This window comes from Microbacterium martis, assembly GCF_047246685.1.
Classification (GTDB): Bacteria; Actinomycetota; Actinomycetes; order Actinomycetales; family Microbacteriaceae; genus Microbacterium.
This window is the reverse complement of the sequence record NZ_JBFOKT010000001.1, coordinates 821,191-841,065: the sequence shown is the minus strand read 5'-3', so window position 1 is coordinate 841,065 and position 19,875 is coordinate 821,191. Positions and strand designations below refer to the sequence as shown.

General features: G+C 70.7%; 22 protein-coding genes. 12 read left to right on the top strand and 10 right to left on the bottom strand.

All coding sequences use genetic code 11. From position 1 onward, the window contains the following. Window position 1 precedes the first annotated feature (1 nt). From AB3M90_RS03975 to AB3M90_RS03960, 4 genes are read right to left on the bottom strand one after another with little or no spacing between them, the layout of a single operon-like run. The gene (locus tag AB3M90_RS03975; protein WP_412950080.1) at window positions 2-394 is read right to left on the bottom strand and encodes a DUF1304 domain-containing protein; all 393 of its coding nucleotides are present in this window, start codon (window positions 392-394) and stop codon (window positions 2-4) included. 26 nt (window positions 395-420) lie between these two features. Then, the gene (locus AB3M90_RS03970) at window positions 421-1,254 is read right to left on the bottom strand and encodes a CPBP family intramembrane glutamic endopeptidase (protein ID WP_412950079.1); all 834 of its coding nucleotides are present in this window, start codon (window positions 1,252-1,254) and stop codon (window positions 421-423) included. Beyond that, window positions 1,251-1,976 (bottom strand): tRNA (guanosine(46)-N7)-methyltransferase TrmB, encoded by a 726-nt coding sequence (gene trmB, locus AB3M90_RS03965; RefSeq protein WP_412950078.1) that lies wholly within the window; start codon window positions 1,974-1,976, stop codon window positions 1,251-1,253. Before trmB ends, AB3M90_RS03970 begins: the two co-directional genes overlap by 4 nt. Before the next feature lie 18 nt (window positions 1,977-1,994). Beyond that, the gene (locus AB3M90_RS03960) at window positions 1,995-2,834 is read right to left on the bottom strand and encodes a DUF3097 domain-containing protein (protein ID WP_412950077.1); all 840 of its coding nucleotides are present in this window, start codon (window positions 2,832-2,834) and stop codon (window positions 1,995-1,997) included. 90 nt (window positions 2,835-2,924) lie between these two features. Here AB3M90_RS03960 and AB3M90_RS03955 point away from each other — a divergent pair, with 90 nt between their 5' ends. From AB3M90_RS03955 to AB3M90_RS03940, 4 genes are all read left to right on the top strand, one after another. Further along, entirely contained in the window at window positions 2,925-4,979 is a 2,055-nt protein-coding gene (locus AB3M90_RS03955) for a TPM domain-containing protein (protein WP_412950076.1), read from the top strand. A gap of 55 nt (window positions 4,980-5,034) precedes the next feature. Continuing rightward, window positions 5,035-5,778 (top strand): PspA/IM30 family protein, encoded by a 744-nt coding sequence (locus tag AB3M90_RS03950; protein WP_412950075.1) that lies wholly within the window; start codon window positions 5,035-5,037, stop codon window positions 5,776-5,778. Between the two features lie 66 nt (window positions 5,779-5,844). Continuing rightward, the gene (locus AB3M90_RS03945; RefSeq protein ID WP_412950073.1) at window positions 5,845-6,651 is read left to right on the top strand and encodes an arginase family protein; all 807 of its coding nucleotides are present in this window, start codon (window positions 5,845-5,847) and stop codon (window positions 6,649-6,651) included. Then, window positions 6,648-7,085, top strand: coding sequence for a Fe-S oxidoreductase (locus tag AB3M90_RS03940; protein WP_412950072.1), 438 nt, complete (start codon window positions 6,648-6,650; stop codon window positions 7,083-7,085). The genes AB3M90_RS03945 and AB3M90_RS03940 overlap by 4 nt, the downstream gene beginning before the upstream one ends. Here the strand turns inward: AB3M90_RS03940 and AB3M90_RS03935 are convergent, their stop codons facing one another. From AB3M90_RS03935 to AB3M90_RS03925, 3 genes are read right to left on the bottom strand one after another with little or no spacing between them, the layout of a single operon-like run. Continuing rightward, window positions 7,086-7,556, bottom strand: a complete 471-nt coding sequence (locus tag AB3M90_RS03935) for an SIP domain-containing protein (RefSeq protein WP_412950071.1) — start codon at window positions 7,554-7,556, stop codon at window positions 7,086-7,088. 33 nt (window positions 7,557-7,589) lie between these two features. After that, complete coding sequence (locus AB3M90_RS03930; RefSeq protein ID WP_412950068.1) at window positions 7,590-8,300, bottom strand: tyrosine-protein phosphatase; 711 nt, start codon at window positions 8,298-8,300, stop codon at window positions 7,590-7,592. After that, window positions 8,297-8,773 (bottom strand): carboxymuconolactone decarboxylase family protein, encoded by a 477-nt coding sequence (locus AB3M90_RS03925; RefSeq protein ID WP_412950066.1) that lies wholly within the window; start codon window positions 8,771-8,773, stop codon window positions 8,297-8,299. Before AB3M90_RS03925 ends, AB3M90_RS03930 begins: the two co-directional genes overlap by 4 nt. Before the next feature lie 176 nt (window positions 8,774-8,949). Between AB3M90_RS03925 and AB3M90_RS03920 the strand changes: the two genes are divergently transcribed. From AB3M90_RS03920 to AB3M90_RS03895, 6 genes are read left to right on the top strand one after another with little or no spacing between them, the layout of a single operon-like run. Next, window positions 8,950-9,879, top strand: coding sequence for an alpha/beta fold hydrolase (locus AB3M90_RS03920; RefSeq protein ID WP_412950065.1), 930 nt, complete (start codon window positions 8,950-8,952; stop codon window positions 9,877-9,879). A gap of 48 nt (window positions 9,880-9,927) precedes the next feature. After that, a complete protein-coding gene (locus AB3M90_RS03915) occupies window positions 9,928-11,448 on the top strand; it encodes an ABC transporter substrate-binding protein (protein ID WP_412950062.1) in 1,521 nt (506 codons plus the stop codon). Between the two features lie 14 nt (window positions 11,449-11,462). Then, entirely contained in the window at window positions 11,463-12,413 is a 951-nt protein-coding gene (locus AB3M90_RS03910; protein WP_412950060.1) for an ABC transporter permease, read from the top strand. Next, window positions 12,410-13,279 carry an ABC transporter permease gene (locus AB3M90_RS03905; RefSeq protein WP_412950059.1) on the top strand — a complete coding sequence of 290 codons (870 nt, stop codon included), beginning with the start codon at window positions 12,410-12,412 and terminating at the stop codon, window positions 13,277-13,279. Before AB3M90_RS03910 ends, AB3M90_RS03905 begins: the two co-directional genes overlap by 4 nt. Continuing rightward, window positions 13,276-14,067, top strand: a complete 792-nt coding sequence (locus tag AB3M90_RS03900) for an ATP-binding cassette domain-containing protein (protein WP_412950058.1) — start codon at window positions 13,276-13,278, stop codon at window positions 14,065-14,067. The genes AB3M90_RS03905 and AB3M90_RS03900 overlap by 4 nt, the downstream gene beginning before the upstream one ends. Further along, the gene (locus AB3M90_RS03895) at window positions 14,064-14,864 is read left to right on the top strand and encodes an ABC transporter ATP-binding protein (protein WP_412950057.1); all 801 of its coding nucleotides are present in this window, start codon (window positions 14,064-14,066) and stop codon (window positions 14,862-14,864) included. Before AB3M90_RS03900 ends, AB3M90_RS03895 begins: the two co-directional genes overlap by 4 nt. A gap of 28 nt (window positions 14,865-14,892) precedes the next feature. Here the strand turns inward: AB3M90_RS03895 and AB3M90_RS03890 are convergent, their stop codons facing one another. The 3 genes from AB3M90_RS03890 to AB3M90_RS03880 are packed head-to-tail and all read right to left on the bottom strand — an operon-like array spanning window position 14,893 to window position 17,013. Next, window positions 14,893-15,510 carry a GNAT family N-acetyltransferase gene (locus tag AB3M90_RS03890; protein ID WP_412950056.1) on the bottom strand — a complete coding sequence of 206 codons (618 nt, stop codon included), beginning with the start codon at window positions 15,508-15,510 and terminating at the stop codon, window positions 14,893-14,895. 4 nt (window positions 15,511-15,514) lie between these two features. Next, window positions 15,515-16,228 (bottom strand): uracil-DNA glycosylase, encoded by a 714-nt coding sequence (locus AB3M90_RS03885; protein ID WP_412950055.1) that lies wholly within the window; start codon window positions 16,226-16,228, stop codon window positions 15,515-15,517. A gap of 2 nt (window positions 16,229-16,230) precedes the next feature. Further along, complete coding sequence (locus AB3M90_RS03880) at window positions 16,231-17,013, bottom strand: SDR family oxidoreductase (RefSeq protein WP_412950054.1); 783 nt, start codon at window positions 17,011-17,013, stop codon at window positions 16,231-16,233. 148 nt (window positions 17,014-17,161) lie between these two features. On the opposite strand from AB3M90_RS03880, the gene AB3M90_RS03875 reads away from it, so the two are divergent. Together AB3M90_RS03875 and metX are read left to right on the top strand one after the other, a co-directional pair. Then, window positions 17,162-18,484 (top strand): bifunctional o-acetylhomoserine/o-acetylserine sulfhydrylase, encoded by a 1,323-nt coding sequence (locus AB3M90_RS03875; RefSeq protein ID WP_412950053.1) that lies wholly within the window; start codon window positions 17,162-17,164, stop codon window positions 18,482-18,484. Between the two features lie 184 nt (window positions 18,485-18,668). Next, window positions 18,669-19,874 carry a homoserine O-acetyltransferase MetX gene (metX, locus tag AB3M90_RS03870; RefSeq protein ID WP_412950052.1) on the top strand — a complete coding sequence of 402 codons (1,206 nt, stop codon included), beginning with the start codon at window positions 18,669-18,671 and terminating at the stop codon, window positions 19,872-19,874. Window position 19,875: the final 1 nt, after the last annotated feature.

Genomic DNA, 19,875 nt, shown 5'->3' with positions numbered 1-19,875 from the left:
GTCAGGTCATCGCGATTCCGATCGCGGTGACGATCACGGCCAGAAGCGGCAGCGCACCCTGCATCGCGGCCGCCCTCGCCCTGCGGCGGTCGGAGAGCACCAGCACGAGGGCGGCGGCCGTCATCATGCCGGTCCCGGCGAACACCAGGGTCACCCCGACCGTGTTCGCCCCGACGATCACCAGCCCGACGCCGAGCAGCGTCGTCAGCGCCAGGAAGAGGTTGTAGAAGCCCTGGTTGAAGGCGAGCTGCTTCATGGTGACGGCATCCGCCTCGCTGGCGACGCCGAAGATGCGCCGCGTCTCTGGCTCGGTCCAGCGCAGCGACTCGAGCGCGAAGATGAAGACGTGGAAGGCGGCGGCGGCCGCGGCGAGGACGAGTCCGACGATCAGCATCCGCCGATTCTCGCAGACCTCGCCGCTCACACCAGGAAGATCGGCAGGAGTCCCGGATTGTGCGCGTGCACGAGCACGGCGAACACCACGGCGTCGAAGAGCAGGTGCACGGTGACGACGTAGGCCAGTGAATGGGTGCGCAGGAAGATGAAACCCTGCAGCAGCGCGAAGGGGATCGTCAGCAGCGGACCCCACTCGCGGTAGCCGAGCTCCCAGAGGAACGACACGAAGACGATCGCCTGGAGCAGGTTCGCGATCACGTCGGGGAAGTGCCGTCGCAGCAGCGCGAACACCGTGCAGATGAAGAACAGCTCGTCCCAGATGCCGACCGCGCCGACGCCGACGAAGAGCCGGGCGATCAGGTCGGGCGTGTCGACGACGGGCCAGTTCTGGTACACGCCGCTCGTGATGAAGTAGAACGGCAGGATCAGCCAGCCGAGCACCAGGACGGCGACCAGCCACCCCCACTGCAGTCGCCCCCAGCGTCGGCGGGTCCGCCAGGGGAAGCCGATCGCCCGGTCGCGGTAGACGAAGCGCGAGATCGCGTACGGCACCGCCACCGCCCCGCCCAGCGCGAGGGTGAATCGCAGCATCGCCAGGTTGTCGAGCTCGGCGGCCAGCGGGATGATGCTCACGATCAGCAGGCCGATCGCGATGAGCGAGAGGTCGCGCGTGAGCGACGGAGCGGAGGAGCGCGCCCTTCCTCGCTCGGCGAGCCACGCGGTCGCGACGCCGAGTGCGAGCAGCACCCAGCCCAGCCAGGCCTCTTCGAGGACGAAGAACGCGGGCGCCGCCGCACAGACGAGGAAGGCCGGGGCGATCGCCGCGCCGACCGTCGTGGTCCGGGTCGCCTCCGTCACGCGCGCGGCTTCCGCCGGTAGACGAGATCACGGATGTCGCGGCCCTTCGCGAGGCCCTTGCGCTCGAAGGCGGTCATCACCCGACCCTTGAAGCGCTCGGCCCACTCCCCGTCGAAGGCACGCTCGAAGCGCGGATCGGCGTCGAGCACCTCCCGCATCTGGAGGGCGTAGTCCTCCCAGTCGGTCGCGAGGCGCAGCAGCCCGCCGTCGCGAATCGCCCGCGCCGCCGCGTCGCCGAAACCGTCTCGGATGAGGCGCCGCTTGGTGTGGCGCTTTTTATGCCAGGGGTCGGGGAAGAAGATCCAGACCTCGCGCGCGGCGGCCTCCGGCAGGAACGAGGCGAGCACCTCCGGCGCGTTCGCCTCGACGACGCGGAGATTCCGCGCTCCCGCACGGTCGGCGTCGAGCATCGTGCGGGCCAGGCCCGCGCGGAAGACCTCGACGGCGAGGAAATCGTCGTCAGGACGAGCGGATGCCGCGGCCACGATCGCGTGTCCCTGACCCGAGCCGATCTCCACGTACAGGTCGGCGTCTCGCCCGTACTCGGCCGCCGGATCCAGGCGCGCGTCCGGGTGGACGGAGGTCCAGGCCACGTCGCGCGGGACGTCGACGAGGTACTGCGGGGCCAGGTCGACGAACGCACGGTCCTGGGCCTCGGACATGCGGCCGCTGCGGCGCACGAACGACACGGGTTCGTCGCGGAAGGTGCGGGGTTCGGGCATGGTTCCAGGCTAGGGCGCTCAGCCGGACGGCGCGGTCACGAAGTCGATGAGCTCCTCGACCCGGCCGAGCAGCGCGGGCTCGAGGTCGCGGTACGTGGTGACCTTCGACAGGATGTACTGCCAGGCCCGACCGGTGTCGCCCGGAGTCTCGTGCGGCCAGCCGAGCGCGCGGCAGACGCCGGTCTTCCAGTCCGTGCCCCGCGGGACCTCGGGCCACGCCGCGATGCCCATCGCCTGCGGCGTCACGCACTGCCAGACGTCGACGAAGGGGTGCCCGACGATGCGGAGGTGGCGGCCGTGGGGGCCCCGCGACACGGCATCCGCGATCCGCGACTCCTTCGACCCCGGGACCAGGTGGTCGACGAGCACGCCGTAGCGTCGCGTCGCGCTGGGCGGCTCGGCGGCGAGCAGCTCGTCGAGCAGGTCGATGCCCTGCAGGAACTCGACGACGACTCCCTCCACCCGCAGGTCGGCTCCCCAGACCTTCTCGACGAGTTCGGCGTCGTGCTTTCCCTCGACGAGGATGCGGCTCGGCATCGCGACCCGCGCGCGCTGGTCGGCGACGGCGAACGATCCGGATGCCGTGCGCCGCGGACCCTGCTCGCGCGCCGACGGGACGACGAGCCGAACCGGCGATCCGTCGATGAGGAAGCCGCCGCCCAGCGGGAAGAGGCGCCTGCGGCCCCGCCGGTCCTCCAGCTCGACGGTGCCGCCCTGAACGCGGGTCACCGCGCCGCAGTAGCCGTCGTCGGCGACCTCCACGACCAGGTCGAGCTCCGCGGGAACCTGCGGCACCGTCTTCGCACCCCGCTCGCGCCAGCCGGCGGCGAGCACGTCGGATCCATACCTGTCGTCCATGCCTTCCAGCGTATGTGTCTCCGCTGACGGCGAACGGAGAACCCGCGGCGGATGCTGTCGCGTGTCGGCCTCTGTGCATAGACTCGACGCATGGGGCGGCAGTCGGTCAGGGACAGTTCGACGCGGACTCGCTGGCTGGCACGAGCGGGGGTCGTCCTCGGTCTGGTGGTCACCGGGTTCACGGGATCGGGTGCTCATGCCACCGACCCGGTGACGTTCGGCTCCGCGCACGTCGTCGACGAGGCGGGCGCGCTGACGGATGCCGAGCGGGCCTCCGCCGAGGAGCGGCTGTCGGAGCTCACCCAGGCCAGCGGACTCGATCTCTTCGTCGTGTTCGTCGACGAGTTCACCCAGCCGGGCGATGCAGACGACTGGGCGAACACGGTCGCGTCGGACAACGGCATGGGCGCACGCGACTACCTGCTGGCCGTGGCGGTCGAACAGCGCACGTACTCGTTCAGCGCCGACTCGTCGGGCCCGATCGGCGAGTCGCAGCAGGAGAGCATCGAACGCGCGGTCGAGGAGCGTCTCAGCGCCGACGACTGGGCCGGGGCGGTCACCGCCGCGGCCGACGAGATGCAGGGCGACGGAGGCGCGGGCGCTCTGCGCGTGGTCCTCGTCGTGGGCGGCGTCGTCGCCGCCGCTGCGGTCGTCTGGGTGGTGATCGCGCTCGTGCGGCGTTCCCGGCGCGACGCCGAGATCCGACGCCGGGGGGCGATGCCGGAGACGCCCGACCCGAACGACCCGTTCTCGACGCTCACCGACGAGCAGGTCGAGACGCAGGCCGGTGTCGCGCTCGTGCAGGCTGACGACGCCATCACCTCCAGCCGTGAGGAGCTCGGGTTCGCCGTGGCGCAGTTCGGCGACGGCGCCACCGCGGAGTTCACTCGGGCGGTCGACATCGCCAAGGCGAAGATGTCGGAGGCGTTCGATCTCAAGCAGAAGCTCGACGACGAGATCGAGGACACGATCCACGAGCGTCGCGCCTGGCACATCCGCATCATCGGCCTCGCCGACGAGATCGACGACGTCCTCGACGAGAACACGGCGGCGTTCGATGCGCTCCGCAAGCTCGAGCAGAACGCACCGCAGGAGCTCGAGCGAGTGCGGCGCGAGCGCGCGGCGCTCGACCCGGTCCTCGCCGCCGCCGCGCCGGCGCTGGCGACCCTCGCGGCCTCCTACGACGCCGATGCGCTCCGCACCGTGACCGACAACCCCGCCCAGGCGGCTGAGCGCGCGGCACTCGCCGACCGCTCGATCGACGCGGCGGCCCAGGCGATCGCCGAGGGGCGCACCGGAGAGGCCGCCTTCGCGATCCGCACCGCCGAGCAGTCCGTCGCCCAGGCCGCGCAGCTCTCCCAGGCGATCTCGGCGCTCGGTGCCGAGCTCGCTTCGATCGAGACGCAGGCCGGGGCGCTCGTCGCCGAGCTGCAGGGTGACCTCGCCGCGGCCCGGCAGCTTCCCGATTCCGACGGCTCGATCGCCTCGGCGGCGTCGGTGACGGCCCAGCAGCTGCAGCTGGCACAGGCGAACCTCGACGGCGCCGCTCGCAACCCGCAGCGCGCCCTCGAGACTCTCTCCGCCGCGAACGCGCAGATCGACGCGGCGCTCGCCCGGGGCCGTGAAGCCGTGGAACGCTCGCGTCGCGTGCAGCAGATGCTCGACCAGACGCTGGCTCAGGCCGGGTCCGAGGTGCGGTCGACGAGGGAGTACATCGAGACCCGACGCGGCACGGTCGGGTCGACCGCCCGCACCCGTCTGGCCGCGGCCGAGGCGAGCCTCACCCAGGCGCAGAACCTCCGCACCACAGACGCCGACGCCGCCCTCGCCGAGGCCGGCCGGACGCTCGATCTCGTGCGACAGGCGTCGTACGCGGCGCAGTCCGACATGCAGTCGTACAGCGCGCCGAGCTATCAGGACGACGGCTGGGGCGACCTGTTCGGCGGCTCGGGCCGTCGATCGGGCGGCTCCGGCATCGGCGGCGACATCCTCGGCGGCATCATCGGCGGACTCCTCTCCGGCGGGGGCGGAGGCTCCTCCCGCGGCGGCGGCTGGCGATCCGGAGGCGGCGGCGGATTCCGCAGCTCCGGATTCGGCGGCGGCCGTTCCGGAGGCGGCCGTCGCTCCGGAGGAGGACGCTTCTGAGCCGCATCTCCTTCTCACGCAGAACTCGACGTACACCCTCTGAAAGGAACCACGCATGACCAAGCAGTCCATCTTCGGACGTATCTCGACCCTCGTCCGCGCGAACATCAACTCGCTCCTGGACTCTGCGGAAGACCCGCAGAAGATGATCGATCAGCTCGTCCGCGACTACACGAACAGCATCGCCGACGCCGAGTCGGCGATCGCCGAGACCATCGGGAATCTGCGCCTGCTCGAGCGCGACCACGAGGAAGACGTCCAGGCCGCGACCGAGTGGGGCAACAAGGCCCTCGCCGCCAGCCGCAAGGCCGACGAGATGCGCACCAAGGGCGACATCGCCGACGCCGACAAGTTCGACAACCTCGCGAAGATCGCCCTGCAGCGACAGATCAGCGCTGAGCGCGAGGCCCGCGGTGCCGAGCCGCAGATCTCTGCGCAGACCGAGATCGTCGACAAGCTCAAGTCCGGCCTCAACGGCATGAAGGACAAGCTCGGCGAGCTCAAGAACAAGCGCAGCGAGCTGCTCGCTCGCGCGAAGGTCGCCGAGGCGCAGACCAAGGTGCAGGACGCGGTGGGCTCGATCAACGTCCTCGACCCGACCAGCGAGCTGGGCCGCTTCGAAGACAAGGTCCGGCGCCAGGAGGCCATCGCGCAGGGCAAGATCGAGCTCGCCGCGTCGAGCCTCGACGCGCAGTTCGAGAGCCTGGAAGACCTCGGTGAGCTGACCGAGGTCGAGGCCCGACTCGCCGAGCTGAAGGCAGGCGGCACGGCACCCCGTCAGGCGATCGAAGGCTCCTGACACCACCGCGGATGCCCCGGACCTCGCGTCCGGGGCATCCGCTCCTTCCTCTCCCTGGAGGCCCCCTTGGTGCGTTTTCTCATCGTTCCGCAGTGGCAGGGGTCGCCGGCGCCGCGCGCCATGCTGCTCGTCGACGGCGCTTCGGCGATCGCGGGCGACCTGCCGCGCGCCGCGACCACCGTGCTCGAGGTGCCCGTCGAGGCGGGTGAGTCGCTGGGAACGGGGGTGCGGCGCCTCAGCGCCCTGCTCCGCACGCGCGAACTGCTGCGCGAGCACACGGCCGCCGGCGAGACCGTGGTCATCGGCGGTGACTGCAGCGTCACGGTCGCCGCGCTCGACGCGCTCCCCGGCGGGATCGACGATCTCGCCATCGTCTGGTGCGACGCCCATGGCGACCTGCACACTCCCGACACGTCGCCGTCGGGCGCCTTCTCCGGCATGGCGCTCCGCGCCGTCCTCGGCGAGGGCGAGCGACAGGTGGCCCTCTCCCCCGGCATCCCTCGCGAGCGGGTCGTCGCGGTGGGCATGCGCGATCTCGACGACGCCGAGATCGACCAGCTCGCCGGCCTCACGTCGCTCTCGGCCGACGACGTGAAACGACCCGACGCCCTGCTCGACGCCGTCCGGGCGACCGGCGCGTCGAGGGTCTGGGTGCACATCGACGTCGACGTGATCGACCCGCCCGAGATGGCCGGCGTCTCGGCCCCCGCGCCGTTCGGCGTCTCTCCGGCCGCGCTCGGCAGTGCGATCCGCAGGCTCCGCGAGGAGTACCCCGTGGTCGGGGCGACCATCGCCGGCTTCGCACCGCGCTCGCCCGCCGACGCGGTCGATGACTTGGGTGTTCTGCTGCGTCTGATCGGGGCCGTCGCGTGACCGAGGACTGGCGTCGCGTCGCCGAGGCGGTGCTCGCCCGAGGACGCCGATTCGATCGCCGCATCCCCGCCTTCCTGCTGCGCTCCCCCCTCAGCCGTCTGGGCTACCTGTGGGCCACGGCGGTGGGGTGGCTGTGGGGATCCCTCTGGAGCACCGGGCGCGTGGAACGCCGCGCCGGTCTCTGGGTCTTCCACGGCATGCCGTCGTGGACGTTCAACCGCGGCGGTGTCTGCGTCGGCGGGTGCTTCCTCACCGGCGACTCCCGCCCGACCGAGGCGGTGCTCCGTCACGAGGCCGTGCACAAGCAGCAGTGGCTGCGCTACGGCTTCCTGATGCCCGTGCTCTATCTCTTCGCGGGCCGCGATCCGCTGCGCAACCGCTTCGAGATCGAGGCCGGGCTCGAAGACGGCAACTACGTGCGCCGATCGAGCTGATCAGCGCGAAGCGGGCAGCAGTCCGAAGCGCTCGGGGGCGTGGATGAGCGCGGGATCGACGCCGAGGCCGGTCGTCAGATGGTCGACGATGTCGGCGGTGCCGAGGTAGCCGCCGAGCAAAGTGACCCGGGTCTCCACGTCATCTGCGCACATCATCTCGTCGGCCCACGCGCAGGTCGCGCGCGCCAGCGCCTGTCCAGGAGCGCAGGGGCGGCCGGACCCGGGTGCTCCCGAGCGCTGATCACGCGCGAGCCAGGTGACCGTCATGCGACCGGGGGCGTCGATCACGCCGATGTCGGTCGCCTCGGCGACTTCGATGAAGATGCGGCCGGACGCGCACAGCGGCAGAGTGGCGAGGAAGACCTCCAGCTCGGTGAGCGAGTTCTCGTCGGCGGTCACGAGGTGATGAGAACGGCGACGCGCGGCGCGCCGTTCTGCTCGCGTGCCGCGCAGCTCGAGGGAGGTGTTCATGGTGATCCCATGCTACACCAAGTGAAGGCTTGCCTAACCTTCCTCGACGAGCGCCTTCCGGAGGGCGGAGAGCTCGTCGTCCGTCATCCCGTTCGCGCGCAGATAGCCGGCCGCCGAGCCCCACCGCTCATCGACATGGTCGAGCAGACGCCGCATCACCGGCGCCGGCGACTGCGTGGCCAGAGCCACCGCGTGCACGGCCTCCGGATGCTGCGCCCGCAGGTAGGCCGCGATGCGCGCGGACCGCTGCGGCGGGAGCTGCGACTCCGTCAGCGCGTAGTCGGCGACGACGGCCTCGCGATCGGCGCCGACCGCCGAGAGCGCGAGGGCGACGGTGACGCCCGTGCGATCCTTGCCGACCGTGCAGTGCACCAGCGTCGGCTCGCCCGCCGCGATGATCCGGATGGCCTGCACCAAACGCTCCCCGCTCTCCTCGAGCAGATGCAGATACAGCTCGTCGAGACTCGTGTCGGCCTCGAAGAACGAGCGGACGGAACCGAGGAACAGGGGCAGATGGGTGGTGTCGGGCCCTTCGATCTCGGTGGGCTCGGCCGCCACCTCCTCGCCGTCGCGGAGGTCGACGATGTGGCGGATGCCGGCGCGCAGCGCCGTCACCCCCGCGGTGGTCGCGCCCGAGAGCTGCCCGGAGCGCAGCAGCATCCCTGACCGGATGCGACCGCCGTCGGCGGGGATGCCGCCCACGTCGCGGACGTTGTTGACGCCGTCGATGTCGAGCACGGTCATGCCGGCACCTGGGGCGTGCGCGGAGGAACCGGGTAGCGACCGGCGATCACGATGCGGTTGAACGCGTTGATCGACACGCACGCCCAGCTCAGTGCCGCGTACTCCTTCTCGGTGAACACGCTGCCGACCCGGTCGTACACCTCGTCGGAGACACCCTCCTCGGAGATGAAGGTGAACGCCTCGGCGAGTTCGAGAGCCGCGCGCTCGCGCTCGCTGAACACTCCGCTCTCGCGCCAGACGGGGATCTGGGTGAGCGTGTCGACGTCGAGGCCGGCCTTCTGCGCGCGATCGACATGGATGCGCGCGCAATAGCTGCATCCGTTCAACTGCGAGCAGTGGATCATCACGATCTCCTTGAGACGGTCGTCGATGCCGTTGTCGGCGCAGATCTGGCCGACGGTCCGGGAGAACGCGTCGAGCGCCTTGTAGGCGGCCGGCTCGGTCTTGGACAGGTGCACGCGCGTCTCGCTCATACGACCATGATATTCGTCGTCGGAGCGTCGGAGCCGGCGCTCCGGATGCTCGGAAAATGCAGAATGCGCATTCAGATCAGATAAATGTGCGCAGATCATCATGGTGTGACGCATTATTACTTGTCACTGTGTCCTGCGATTTCTTCCCGTACCCGCGAAGGGAGCAGAATGTGCGAGTGGCGACCGAGATCACCGAGTTCAGCTATCTTCCCGCGCAGGCCGAGGCCTTGGGCGTACCGCTGCCGCCGGTGGAGCGTCTCTCCCTCCCCCTCGCCGACGGTCGCACCCTGAGTGCTCTGCGCTTCGGCACGGCCGCTCCGCAGGTGACACTCCTCCACGGCGCCGGGCTCAACGCCCACACGTGGGACACCACCGCCCTCGCACTCGAGCGGCCCCTGCTCTCGATCGACCTCGCAGGCCACGGCGACTCCTCCTGGCGAGGCGACGCCGACTACTCACCCCGGATGCTCGCCGCCGATGTCGCAGCAGCCCTCGAGACGTGGACCTCTCAGCCGCAGCTGATCGTGGGTCAGTCGCTCGGCGGACTCACCGGCGCGGCGCTCGCGGCATCCCGTCCGGATCTGGTGTCGGGTCTGGTCGTCGTCGACATCACGCCGGGGATCGACGTCAGCGCCGGGCCGGCGACGCTCCGCGCCTTCTACGCCGGGCCCACCGACTTCGCGACCCGCGACGAGCTGGTCGAGAAGGCGATGTCGCTCGGTTTCGGCGGCACGCGACCCGAGACGGAGCGCGGCGTCTTCCTCAACACCCGCGTCCGGTCGGATGGACGCGTGGAGTGGAAGCACCACTTCGCCCACCTCGCCGCCCAGACGCTCGCCGCGCACGACCCCGGCACGGTCGAGACCCCCTCCCCGCGGCACGAGACAGGATGGGACGATCTCGTGGGCGTCCGGGCTCCGCTCACCCTCGTGCGCGCATCCCGCGGTTTCGTCGCCGAGGCGGATGCTGCGGAGCTCCAGCGCCGCATCCCCTCCGCCCGCGTCGTCGTCCTCGACGCCACGCACAACGTCCAGGAGACGGCTCCCGCCGCCCTCGCCGACCTCATCGCCGCATCCGCCGACCCCCGCTCCTTCTCCCATCCGTAGGCTCGAACCACCGGCACACAGCACCTGCCGCACCGAGAGGAAAGCTCCATGTTCCGACGCACCCGCCGTCTCGCGCTGATATCCGCACTCGCGGCCACGGCGGTGATCCTCAGCGCCTGCTCCGGCACGCCCGCCGAGACGCCGTCCACGTCACCCGGAGAGCCCGATCCGGACGCCACCCTGCACGTCGGCCTCGTCCTCGAGCCCACCAACCTCGACATCCGGCACACCAGCGGCGCGGCGCTCGAGCAGATCCTCGTCGACAACATCTACGAGGGCCTGGTGACCCGCACGCAGGAGAACGAGATCGAGGGCAGGATCGCCTCGGACTACGAGATCTCCGACGACGGACTCACTTATACGTTCACCCTCAACGAGGGCGTCGTCTTCCACGACGGCACCCCGCTCACCTCCGCCGACGTCGTCTCGTCGTATGAGACCGTGCGCACCGACACGACGGTGCAGGGCAACGCCGAGTTCGCCTCGATCGCATCGATCACCGCGCCCGACGCCGCGACCGTCCAGATCGTGCTGTCGGCACCCGATCAGGATTTCCTCTTCGCGCTCACCGGCCCCGCCGGGCTCGTGTTCAAGACCGGCGACACGACCGACCTGAAGACCGCGGAGAACGGCACGGGTCCCTTCACGCTGACCCGCTGGAACAAGGGCAGCACCATCACCTTCGCCCGCAACGACGCCTACTGGGGCGAGAAGGCCGGCGTCGCCGAGGTCGAGTTCCAATACATCCCCGACTTCACCGCCGGTGTGAACGCGGCACTCGCGGGCGACGTCGACGTGCTGACCGCCGTCGATCCGAACCTCGCGCCGCAGCTGGAGGACTCCGGCGACTTCACCCTCACCCAGGGCCGCACCACCGACAAGGCCACGCTCGCCTTCAACAACAAGAAGGCACCGCTCGACGACGTCCGCGTGCGCGAGGCGCTGCGACTCGCGATCGACCACGAGGCTCTGATCGAGGCCGTGGGCGCGGGAACGCCGCTGTACGGTCCCATCCCGGAGCTCGACCCCGGCTACGAAGACCTGTCGGACGTGATCTCCTACGACCCCGAGAAGGCGAAGCAGCTGCTGGCCGATGCCGGTCAGGAAGACCTCGAGCTGACACTGACCATTCCCTCGTTCTACGGGACGACGGTGCCGAAGGTGCTGATCTCCGACTTCGCGAAGGTCGGCGTGACGCTCGAGGTCGACTCGGTCGAGTTCCCGGCCTGGCTGGAGGACGTCTACACCAACCACGACTACGACCTGAGCTTCGTGCTTCACGTCGAGCCGCGCGACTTCGGCAACTTCGCCGATCCGGAGTACTACTTCGGTTACGACAACGCCGAGGTGCAGAGCCTGTACGAGCAGGCCGAGACCGAGGTCGACGCCGAGAAGTCGGCCGAGCTCCTCGCCCAGGCCGCGAGGATCGTCTCCGAGGACCACGCCGCGGACTGGCTGTACAACGGCGAGACCATCACCGCCGTGAGCCCGATCGTCACCGGGTTCCCGAAGGACTCGATCAACTCGCGCATCGACCTCGCGGGCGTGACCGTCTCCGAGCAGAAGTAGGCGGTCCGCGCTCCGTGGTCCGGTACGCGCTCATCCGAGGAGCCCTGCTCATCGCAGGGCTCCTCGTGGCGAGCGTGCTCATCTTCCTGACCCTGAGGGTCTTCCCCGGCGACGTGGCGCAGCTCATCGCCGGGACGCAGGCCTCCCCCGCCGAGGTCGAGGCACTGCGCGAGGCTCTCGGCCTCAACCGGCCGCTCGTCGCCCAGTACACCGACTGGATCGGCGGCATCTTCCGCGGAGACCTCGGCACGTCGCTGCTCTCCGGAGCGTCGGTCGGCGAGGAGCTGCTGCTCAAGGCGCAGGTCACGGTGCCGCTCGGCCTGATGTCGCTGGCGATCGCCGTCGTCATCGCCGTGCCGTTCGGCATCCTCGCCGCGCTGATGCGCGGTCGGCGCGGCGGCACGGCGCTGAGCGTCGGAGCGCAGGCCCTCGCCGCCGTGCCCGTGGTGTGGGCCGGCATGATGCTCATCGTCGTCTTCTCCGTGTGGCTGGGCTGGCTGCCCCCGCAGGGGTTCCCCCGAACCGGATGGACGACGCCGGGTCGGGCGATCGAGGCTCTTCTGCTGCCGGCCCTGACCATCGGGATCGTCGAGGGCGCGATGCTGATGCGCTTCGTGCGCAGCGCGACGCTGCAGGCGGCCGGTCAGGATTTCGTACGCACGGCCGCGGCCAAGGGCCTGACCCGCACGCGCGCCCTCATCCAGCACGGCATCCCGGCCGTCGGCCTCTCGATCGTCACCGTGCTCGGTCTCCAAGTGGCGGGGATCATCGTCGGCTCGGTCGTCATCGAGCAGCTCTTCACCCTGCCGGGCATCGGGCGCATGCTCGTGGCCGATGTCGGCACGCGCGACCTGGTCAAGGTCCAGAGCGAGCTGCTCGTGCTCACCGGCTTCGTCCTCGTCATCGGCTTCCTCGTCGACCTGCTGCACCGGTCGATCGATCCGCGACAGAGGGAGATCGCATGACCTCGCGCTGGCTCCCCCGACTCTGGCGCACCGCGACCGGTCGCCTCGGACTCGTCGTCGTCGCGGTGATCGCCGCGACGGCGCTCCTGTCGGTGTTCTGGACGCCGTTCGACCCGCAGGCGTCGAGCATCGCCGAGCGCTGGCTCCCCCCGAGCTGGCCGCACCTTCTCGGCACGGACGACACCGGCCGCGACATCCTGAGCCTGCTCATGGCCGGGGCGAGGACGACCGTCTTCGTGAGCGTCGGGGCGGGCATCGTCGCGACCGTCGTGGGAATCGCCCTGGCCGCCCTCGGCGCACTCACCGCGCGGTGGGTCCGCGAGACGGTGTCGGTCTTCGTCGACATCCTCATCGCCTTCCCGGTCCTGCTCATCGCGATGATGATCTCGTCGGTCTGGGGCGGCTCCCTCTGGGTGGTGATCTGGGCCGTCGGCATCGGCTTCGGCGTGAACATCGCGCGCGTCACCCGACCCGAGCTGCGCCGCGTGCAGCAGAGCGACTTCGTCGTGGCGGCGCGGGCGTCGGGCCTGACTCCGGCGCAGAGCCTCACCCGGCACCTGCTCCCCAACGTGGCCCCGGTCTTCATCGTGCAGCTGTCGTGGTCGATGGCCGTCGCCGTCCTGGCGGAGGCGGGCCTGTCGTACCTCGGGTTCGGCGCGTCTGTGGTCGAGCCCAGCTGGGGCATCCTCCTCGCCGACCTCCAGCGTTACATCGGCGTCCACCCCCTGTCGGTGATCTGGCCCGGTCTCACCATCACGATCACGGTGCTCGCCCTGAATCTGCTCGGCGACGGGCTGCGCGAGGCGACCGACCCGACCCTCCGGCACCGCTCCGCCGAGACCCACACCCCGGCGGTGGTCGCATGAGCCTGACGGTCGACGACCTCGTCGTCGAGATCGACGGGCGACGCGTGGTCGACGGCGTCTCGTTCGAGGTGCCGGACGGCACCCGGCTCGGCCTCATCGGAGAGTCGGGTTCGGGCAAGTCGCTCACGGCGCTCGCCGTGCTCGGCCTCCTGCCCGAGGGCGCCACCGCGAGCGGCAGCATCCGCTGGGACGGCACGGAGCTGATCGGCATGCCGGATCGAGAGCTGGCGACGCTTCGCGGCGACGACATCGGGATGGTGTTCCAAGAGCCCCGCACCGCCTTGAACCCCATCCGCACCGTCGGCCGGCAGATCGCCGAGTCGATCCGCATCCATGAGCGCATCGGCCGACGCGAGGCGCGCGACCGCGCGATCGCCGAAGCCGCCCGCGTGCGCCTGCCCGACCCCGAGACCATCGTCGACCGCTACCCGCACCAGCTGTCGGGCGGGCAGCGACAGCGGGCGGCCATCGCCATGGCGCTCGCCTGCCGGCCGCGGCTCCTCATCGCCGACGAACCCACCACCGCTCTCGACGTGACGATCCAGGCCGAGATCCTGTCGCTGCTGCTCGCGCTCGTCGAAGAGGAGGGCATGGCCCTGACCTTCATCACGCACGACCTTGCCGTGCTCGCCCAGGTCGCCACCGAGGGCGTCGTGCTCGAGCGCGGACGCGTGGTCGAGAGCGCGCCGGTGTCGACGCTGCTCACCGCCCCCTCGTCATCGGTCACCCGGGGGCTGCTGCGCGATGCGACGGCCACCCTGTGGCGACCGGACGGAGGTGACCGGTGAGTCTCATCGAGGCGCGCGGGCTGAGCCGCGACTTCGTCGAGCCGCGGCGCTCGTCCTTCGGGCGCGCCCGAGTCCGGACCGCTCTCGCCGCGACCGACCTCGACGTGATGGCCGGCTCGTCGGTCGGCATCATCGGCGAGTCGGGATCGGGCAAATCGACGCTGGTCCGGCTGCTGCTGGGCCTGGATCGTCCGACGACGGGCACGGTGAGCATCGGCGGACGGACGGTCGACGCGACGGCATCCGCGAGATCGCTCCACTGGCTGCGCCGCGAGACCGGGCTGGTGTTCCAGGACCCCTACGCGTCGCTCGACCCGCGGATGACCGCCGGGCAGATCGTGCGCGAGCCGCTGTGGGCGCTCGACATCCCGGGCGATCACCGTGCCCGGGTCCGCGAGGTGCTCGCGCAGGTCGGTCTCGACGCCGACATGGCCGATCGATACCCGCACGAGTTCTCGGGAGGGCAGCGCCAGCGCGTCGCGCTCGCGCGGGCGATCGTGCATCGCCCCCGCATCCTCGTGGGCGACGAACCGCTCTCCGCGCTCGATGTGACCGTCCGCGCGCAGATCCTCGACCTGCTGACCGAGCTGCGGCGGACAGCCGATCTCACCCTGCTCCTCGTGTCGCACGACATCGGCGTGGTGCAGAACCTCTGCGACACCGTCGTGGTGATGAAGGACGGTCACGTCGTCGAACGCGGCTCGACCGACGACGTGCTCCTCCGCCCGACACACGACTACACGCGCACCCTGCTGTCGGCGATCCCCGTGATCCCCGACGCCGGCCCCGATCGTTGAGCGAGCGACGACCTGACGAGACCCGGCGTCAGCCCTTGGCACCGAAGAGCCGTCGGCGACGCCGTCCGGTCGGCTTCAGCACCCGGCGCATGTAGACCGTTCCCAGCTCGCGACCGAACTTGCGCCCGACGCCGCCCATCCTCCCGGCCTCGACGAACCCGAGCTTCTCGTGCAGACGGATGGAGGCCTCGGCACCGCTGTCGCTGATGACCGCCACCATCTCGCGCAGGCCGATCTGCTCGCAGGCCTCGATCAGCGCCTGGAGGAGGGCGGCTCCCAGGCCCTTGCCGCCCGCGCCCGGTCCGAGATAGATCGAGTCCTCCACTGTGTACCGGTAGGCGTTCTTGCCCGCCCACGGCTGCGCCAGGGCGTAGCCGATGACCTCGCCGGCCGGCGACACCGCCACCAGGAACGGCAGCTCCAGCCGGTCGAGCAGAGCGAACTTCTCGCGCCAGTACGGGATGCTGCTGCGCCGCTCGTCGAGCGTCACGGCCGAGTTGCTCACGAAGTGGTTGTAGATCTCGCGCACGTGCGGCAGGTCGACCGCGCGCGCTGCACGGATGGAGTACGAGAACACCTCGGGCGCAGCATCCGGACGGAGATGACGCGGCAGGACGCGGCGACGGTCCCCCGGCTCGAACTGCATGCGCTCAGCTTAGGGAGGAGGGGCCCTCACCCTCCACCCGCCAGTCGATCGGATCGGCACCGCGTTCCGCGAGGAGCGCGTTCACCCGCGAGAACGGACGCGAGCCGAAGAACCCCCGGCTGGCAGACAGAGGCGACGGATGCGCGGACGCGATCACCGGCGTGTCGCCCAGCAGGGGCTGCAGGTTCGCGGCGTCCCTGCCCCACAGCACGGCGACGAGCGGCTGCGCGCGCGCGACCAAAGTCGCGATCGCATGCTCGGTGACCTTCTCCCAGCCCCAGCCGCGGTGGGATGCCGCCGCGCCGGGCCGGACCGTGAGAACGCGGTTGAGCAGGAGCACGCCCTGGTCGCTCCAGGCGGCGAGGTCGCCGTGGGGTGCGGGAGCCAGGCCCAGGTCGCTCTCGCGCTCGCGGTAGATGTTCGACAGGCTCCGCGGCAGCGGACGCACGTGGCGGTCGACGGCGAACGAGAGCCCGATCGGATGTCCGGGCGTCGGATACGGGTCCTGCCCCGTGATGAGCACCGTGACGTCGGAGAGCGGCCGCTGGAACGCTCGGAGCACGTTCTCGCCGGCCGGGAGGTAGCCGCGACCGGCGGCCTGCTCGGCGCGCAGACGCTCGCCGAGCTCTGTGATCACGTCCTGCACCGGCGCGAGCGCCTCGGCCCAGCCGGGATCCAGCGCACCGTCGTCGGCGAGCTGCGCGAGCGTGCGCGCCATCGTCAGTCGACGGACCGCACCCGCAGCGGACCACGGGCCAGCAGATGCTGCGCCGACTGGGCGACGGGGCGCATCGTGATGAGATCGAGGTTCACGTGACCCGGTGACTCCAAGGCGTAGGCGATCACGTCGGCGACGTCGTGGGCGACCAGCGGCGCCTCGACACCGGCGTAGACCGCCTCGGCGGCGACCGAGTCGCCGCCGAGGCGGTTCAGCGTGAACTCCTCGGTGTGGACCATTCCCGGGGCCACCTCCACCACGCGGATCGGCTCGCCGTTGAGCTCCTGGCGGAGGACTTTGACGACCATCGCCTCGGCCGCCTTCGCCGCGTTGTACCCCGCGCCCCCCGCATACGCCGTCTGCGCGGCGGTCGATGTCACGAACACCGTGTCGGCGTGACCGTCGGCGGCGGCGGCGCGGCGCAGCGACGGCAGGAGGCCGGCCACGAGACGCTGCGTCGCGAGGACGTTGGCGTCGAACATCCACTGCCAGTCGTCGATCGAGGCGTCCTCGACGCGGTCGGTGCCGCGGGCGCCTCCCGCGACCTGCACGAGCGCGTGCACGGGTCCCGATCTCTCGAGCTCGGCCACCAGGGCGTCGACCGCGGTCCCGTCGGTGAGGTCGCAGGCGACGGCCGATGCGCCGGTCTCTTCTGCGAGGGCCGTGAGCCGGTCCTCCCGGCGTGCGACGCCGACCACGTCCCACCCGCGGCGGCGGAGCTCTCGCACCGTCGCCGCCCCGATCCCCGAGCTCGCACCCGTCACCACTGCACGTCTGATCACCATGTCTCCACCGTACGACGCCGGCCCGGGATTGCGGGGCACGGCACTGTTACGTCACATTTCCCACTCCTTGTTGACACCGGACGATATTCCGTACTGTCACTGCAACGGCATCCGCCATCCGACCTTCCAACCGTTCCAGGGGGAACACATGTCCGCACCGGAGAACTGGCGCTTCGAGACCAAGCAGATCCACTCGGGTGCCGCACCCGATCCGGCCACGAAGGCCCGCGCCACGCCGATCTACCAGACCACGTCGTACGTCTTCGACAGCGCCGACCACGCCGCGAACCTCTTCGCGCTGGCGGAGTTCGGCAACATCTACACCCGCATCCAGAACCCCACGCAGGACGTGCTCGAGCAGCGCCTCGCCGCGCTCGAGGGCGGCACCGGCGCCCTCGTCCTCTCCAGCGGGCAGGCCGCCTCGACCTTCGCCGTGCTGAACATCGCTCAGGCGGGCGACCACATCGTCTCGTCGAGCTCGATCTACGGCGGCACCTACAACCTCTTCAAGTACACCCTCGCCAAGCTCGGCATCGAGGTCACCTTCGTCGAGAACCAGGACGACGTCGAGGAGTGGCGCCGCGCCGTGCGCCCGAACACCAAGCTGTTCTTCGCCGAGACGATCGGCAACCCGCAGATCAACATCCTCGACATCCGCACCGTCGCCGACGTCGCGCACGAGAACGGCGTGCCCCTCATCGTCGACAACACGATCGCCACGCCCTACCTGATCCGCCCGTTCGAGCACGGCGCCGACATCGTCGTGCACTCGGTGACCAAGTTCCTCGGCGGACACGGCACCACGATCGGCGGCGTCATCATCGACGGCGGCAGCTTCGAGTGGTCGAAGAACGTCGACAGGTTCCCCGGGCTCACGGTGCCCGACCCCTCGTACCACGGCGCGAGCTACACCGCCGCCGTCGGCGACCCGCTCGCCTACATCATCAAGGCGCGGGTGCAGCTGCTCCGCGACCTGGGATCGGCCATCGCCCCGCAGAGCGCGTGGAACCTCATCCAGGGCGTCGAGACCCTGTCGCTGCGCATCGAGCGTCACGTGCAGAACGCGCAGGAGATCGCCGAGTGGCTCGACGGCCGCGACGACGTCGCGACGGTGAACTACTCCGGGCTGCCGTCGTCGCCGTGGTACGCGACGGCGAACACCTACGCGCCGAAGGGCGTCGGCGCGGTTCTCTCGTTCGAGCTCAAGGGCGGTGTCGAGGCAGGACGCGAGTTCGTCAACAGCCTCTCGCTGTTCAGCCACCTCGCCAACATCGGCGACGTGCGGTCGCTCGTGATCCACCCCGCGTCGACCACGCACGCCCAGCTGACGCCCGAGCAGCAGCTCACCGCGGGCGTCACCCCGGGCCTGGTGCGTCTGTCGGTCGGCATCGAGAACGTCGACGACCTGAAGGCCGACCTCGACCAGGCCCTCGCCGCGGCGCGTCGGGTCTCGGAGGCCGCGCGCGCCTGACGTCCGCCCTCGGAGGGCTGCTGAAAGGAGGAACACGCCGGTGCGGGGCTCACCCCACCGGCGTGTTCCTCCTTTCAGCGGGCGGTCGGGGGGCGCGCGGGGCGGGCGGGGCGGGCGTCGGGGCGCGCGGGGCGGGCGTCGTAACGTGCGGGCACGGTCGACGTGCGCACGGAAGAATGGGGGCATGGACTGGCAGACGACCTCCGAGGACACGGTGCCTTCGGCACCGGTGACGGAGGCCGACGTCCGGCTGCTCCGCGCCCGACCGCCGGTGACGGGCGCCTGGCGCGACGGCGACCCCGTGGGAGGCCGACGGTTCGCCGCCTTCGGCCCGTTCGCGACAGAGAGCGGCGCCGAGCTCCCCGGCATCCGCATCGCCTACGAGACGTGGGGCGAGCTGAACGCCGCGCGCGACAACGCGATCCTCGTCCTTCACGCGCTCACCGGCGACAGCCACGTGCGCGGCGACGCGGGCGCCGGCCATGCCACCGCCGGCTGGTGGGAAGACGTCACCGGTCCCGGCGCCGCCCTCGACACCGACCGCTGGTTCGTCATCGCACCGAACATGCTCGGCGGCTGCCAGGGCTCGACCGGCCCGGCGAGCGTCGCCCCCGCGGGTCACGAATGGGCCTCCCGCTTCCCGTACCTGACCATCCGCGATCAGGTCGCCGCACAGGTGCGACTCGCCGACGCCCTGGGCATCGACCGCTGGGCCGCGGTCGTCGGCGGTTCGATGGGCGGCATGCACGCGCTCGAGTGGGCGGTGACCCATCCGGAGCGCGTCGAGCGGCTCGCGGTCCTCTCGTCTCCCCCTGTCACCACGGCCGATCAGATCGCCCTGAACACCGTGCAGCTCGAGGCGATCCGGATGGACCCCCGGTTCCAGGGCGGCGAGTACTACGACCTCGGAGACGGCGACGGTCCGCACCGCGGTCTGGCCCTCGCGCGTCGGATGGCCCTGCTGAACTACCGCAGCCCGATCGAGCTCAATCAGCGGTTCCAGCGCTCCTGGCAGTCGGGCGTGTCGCCGCTCGGGCACGGAGGCCGGTTCGCGGTCGAGTCGTATCTCGACTTCCACGGCAACAAGTTCACCCGCCGCTTCGACGCGAACAGCTACATCACGCTGGTGGAGGCCATGAACTCGCACGACGTCGGACGCGACCGCGGCGGGGTGGAGGAGGCCCTCCGCGCGGTGACAGCGACGACGCTGGTTCTGGGCATCGACACCGATCGCCTGTTCCCCGTCGACGGGCAGCGGCGCATCGCGCGCGGCATCCCGAACGTGCTCGGCGGTGACGCGGTCGTGGTCACCAGCGACTTCGGCCACGACGGCTTCCTCATCGAGACCGAGGCCGTGGGCGCGAACCTGCGTCGGCTGCTCGACACCTGAC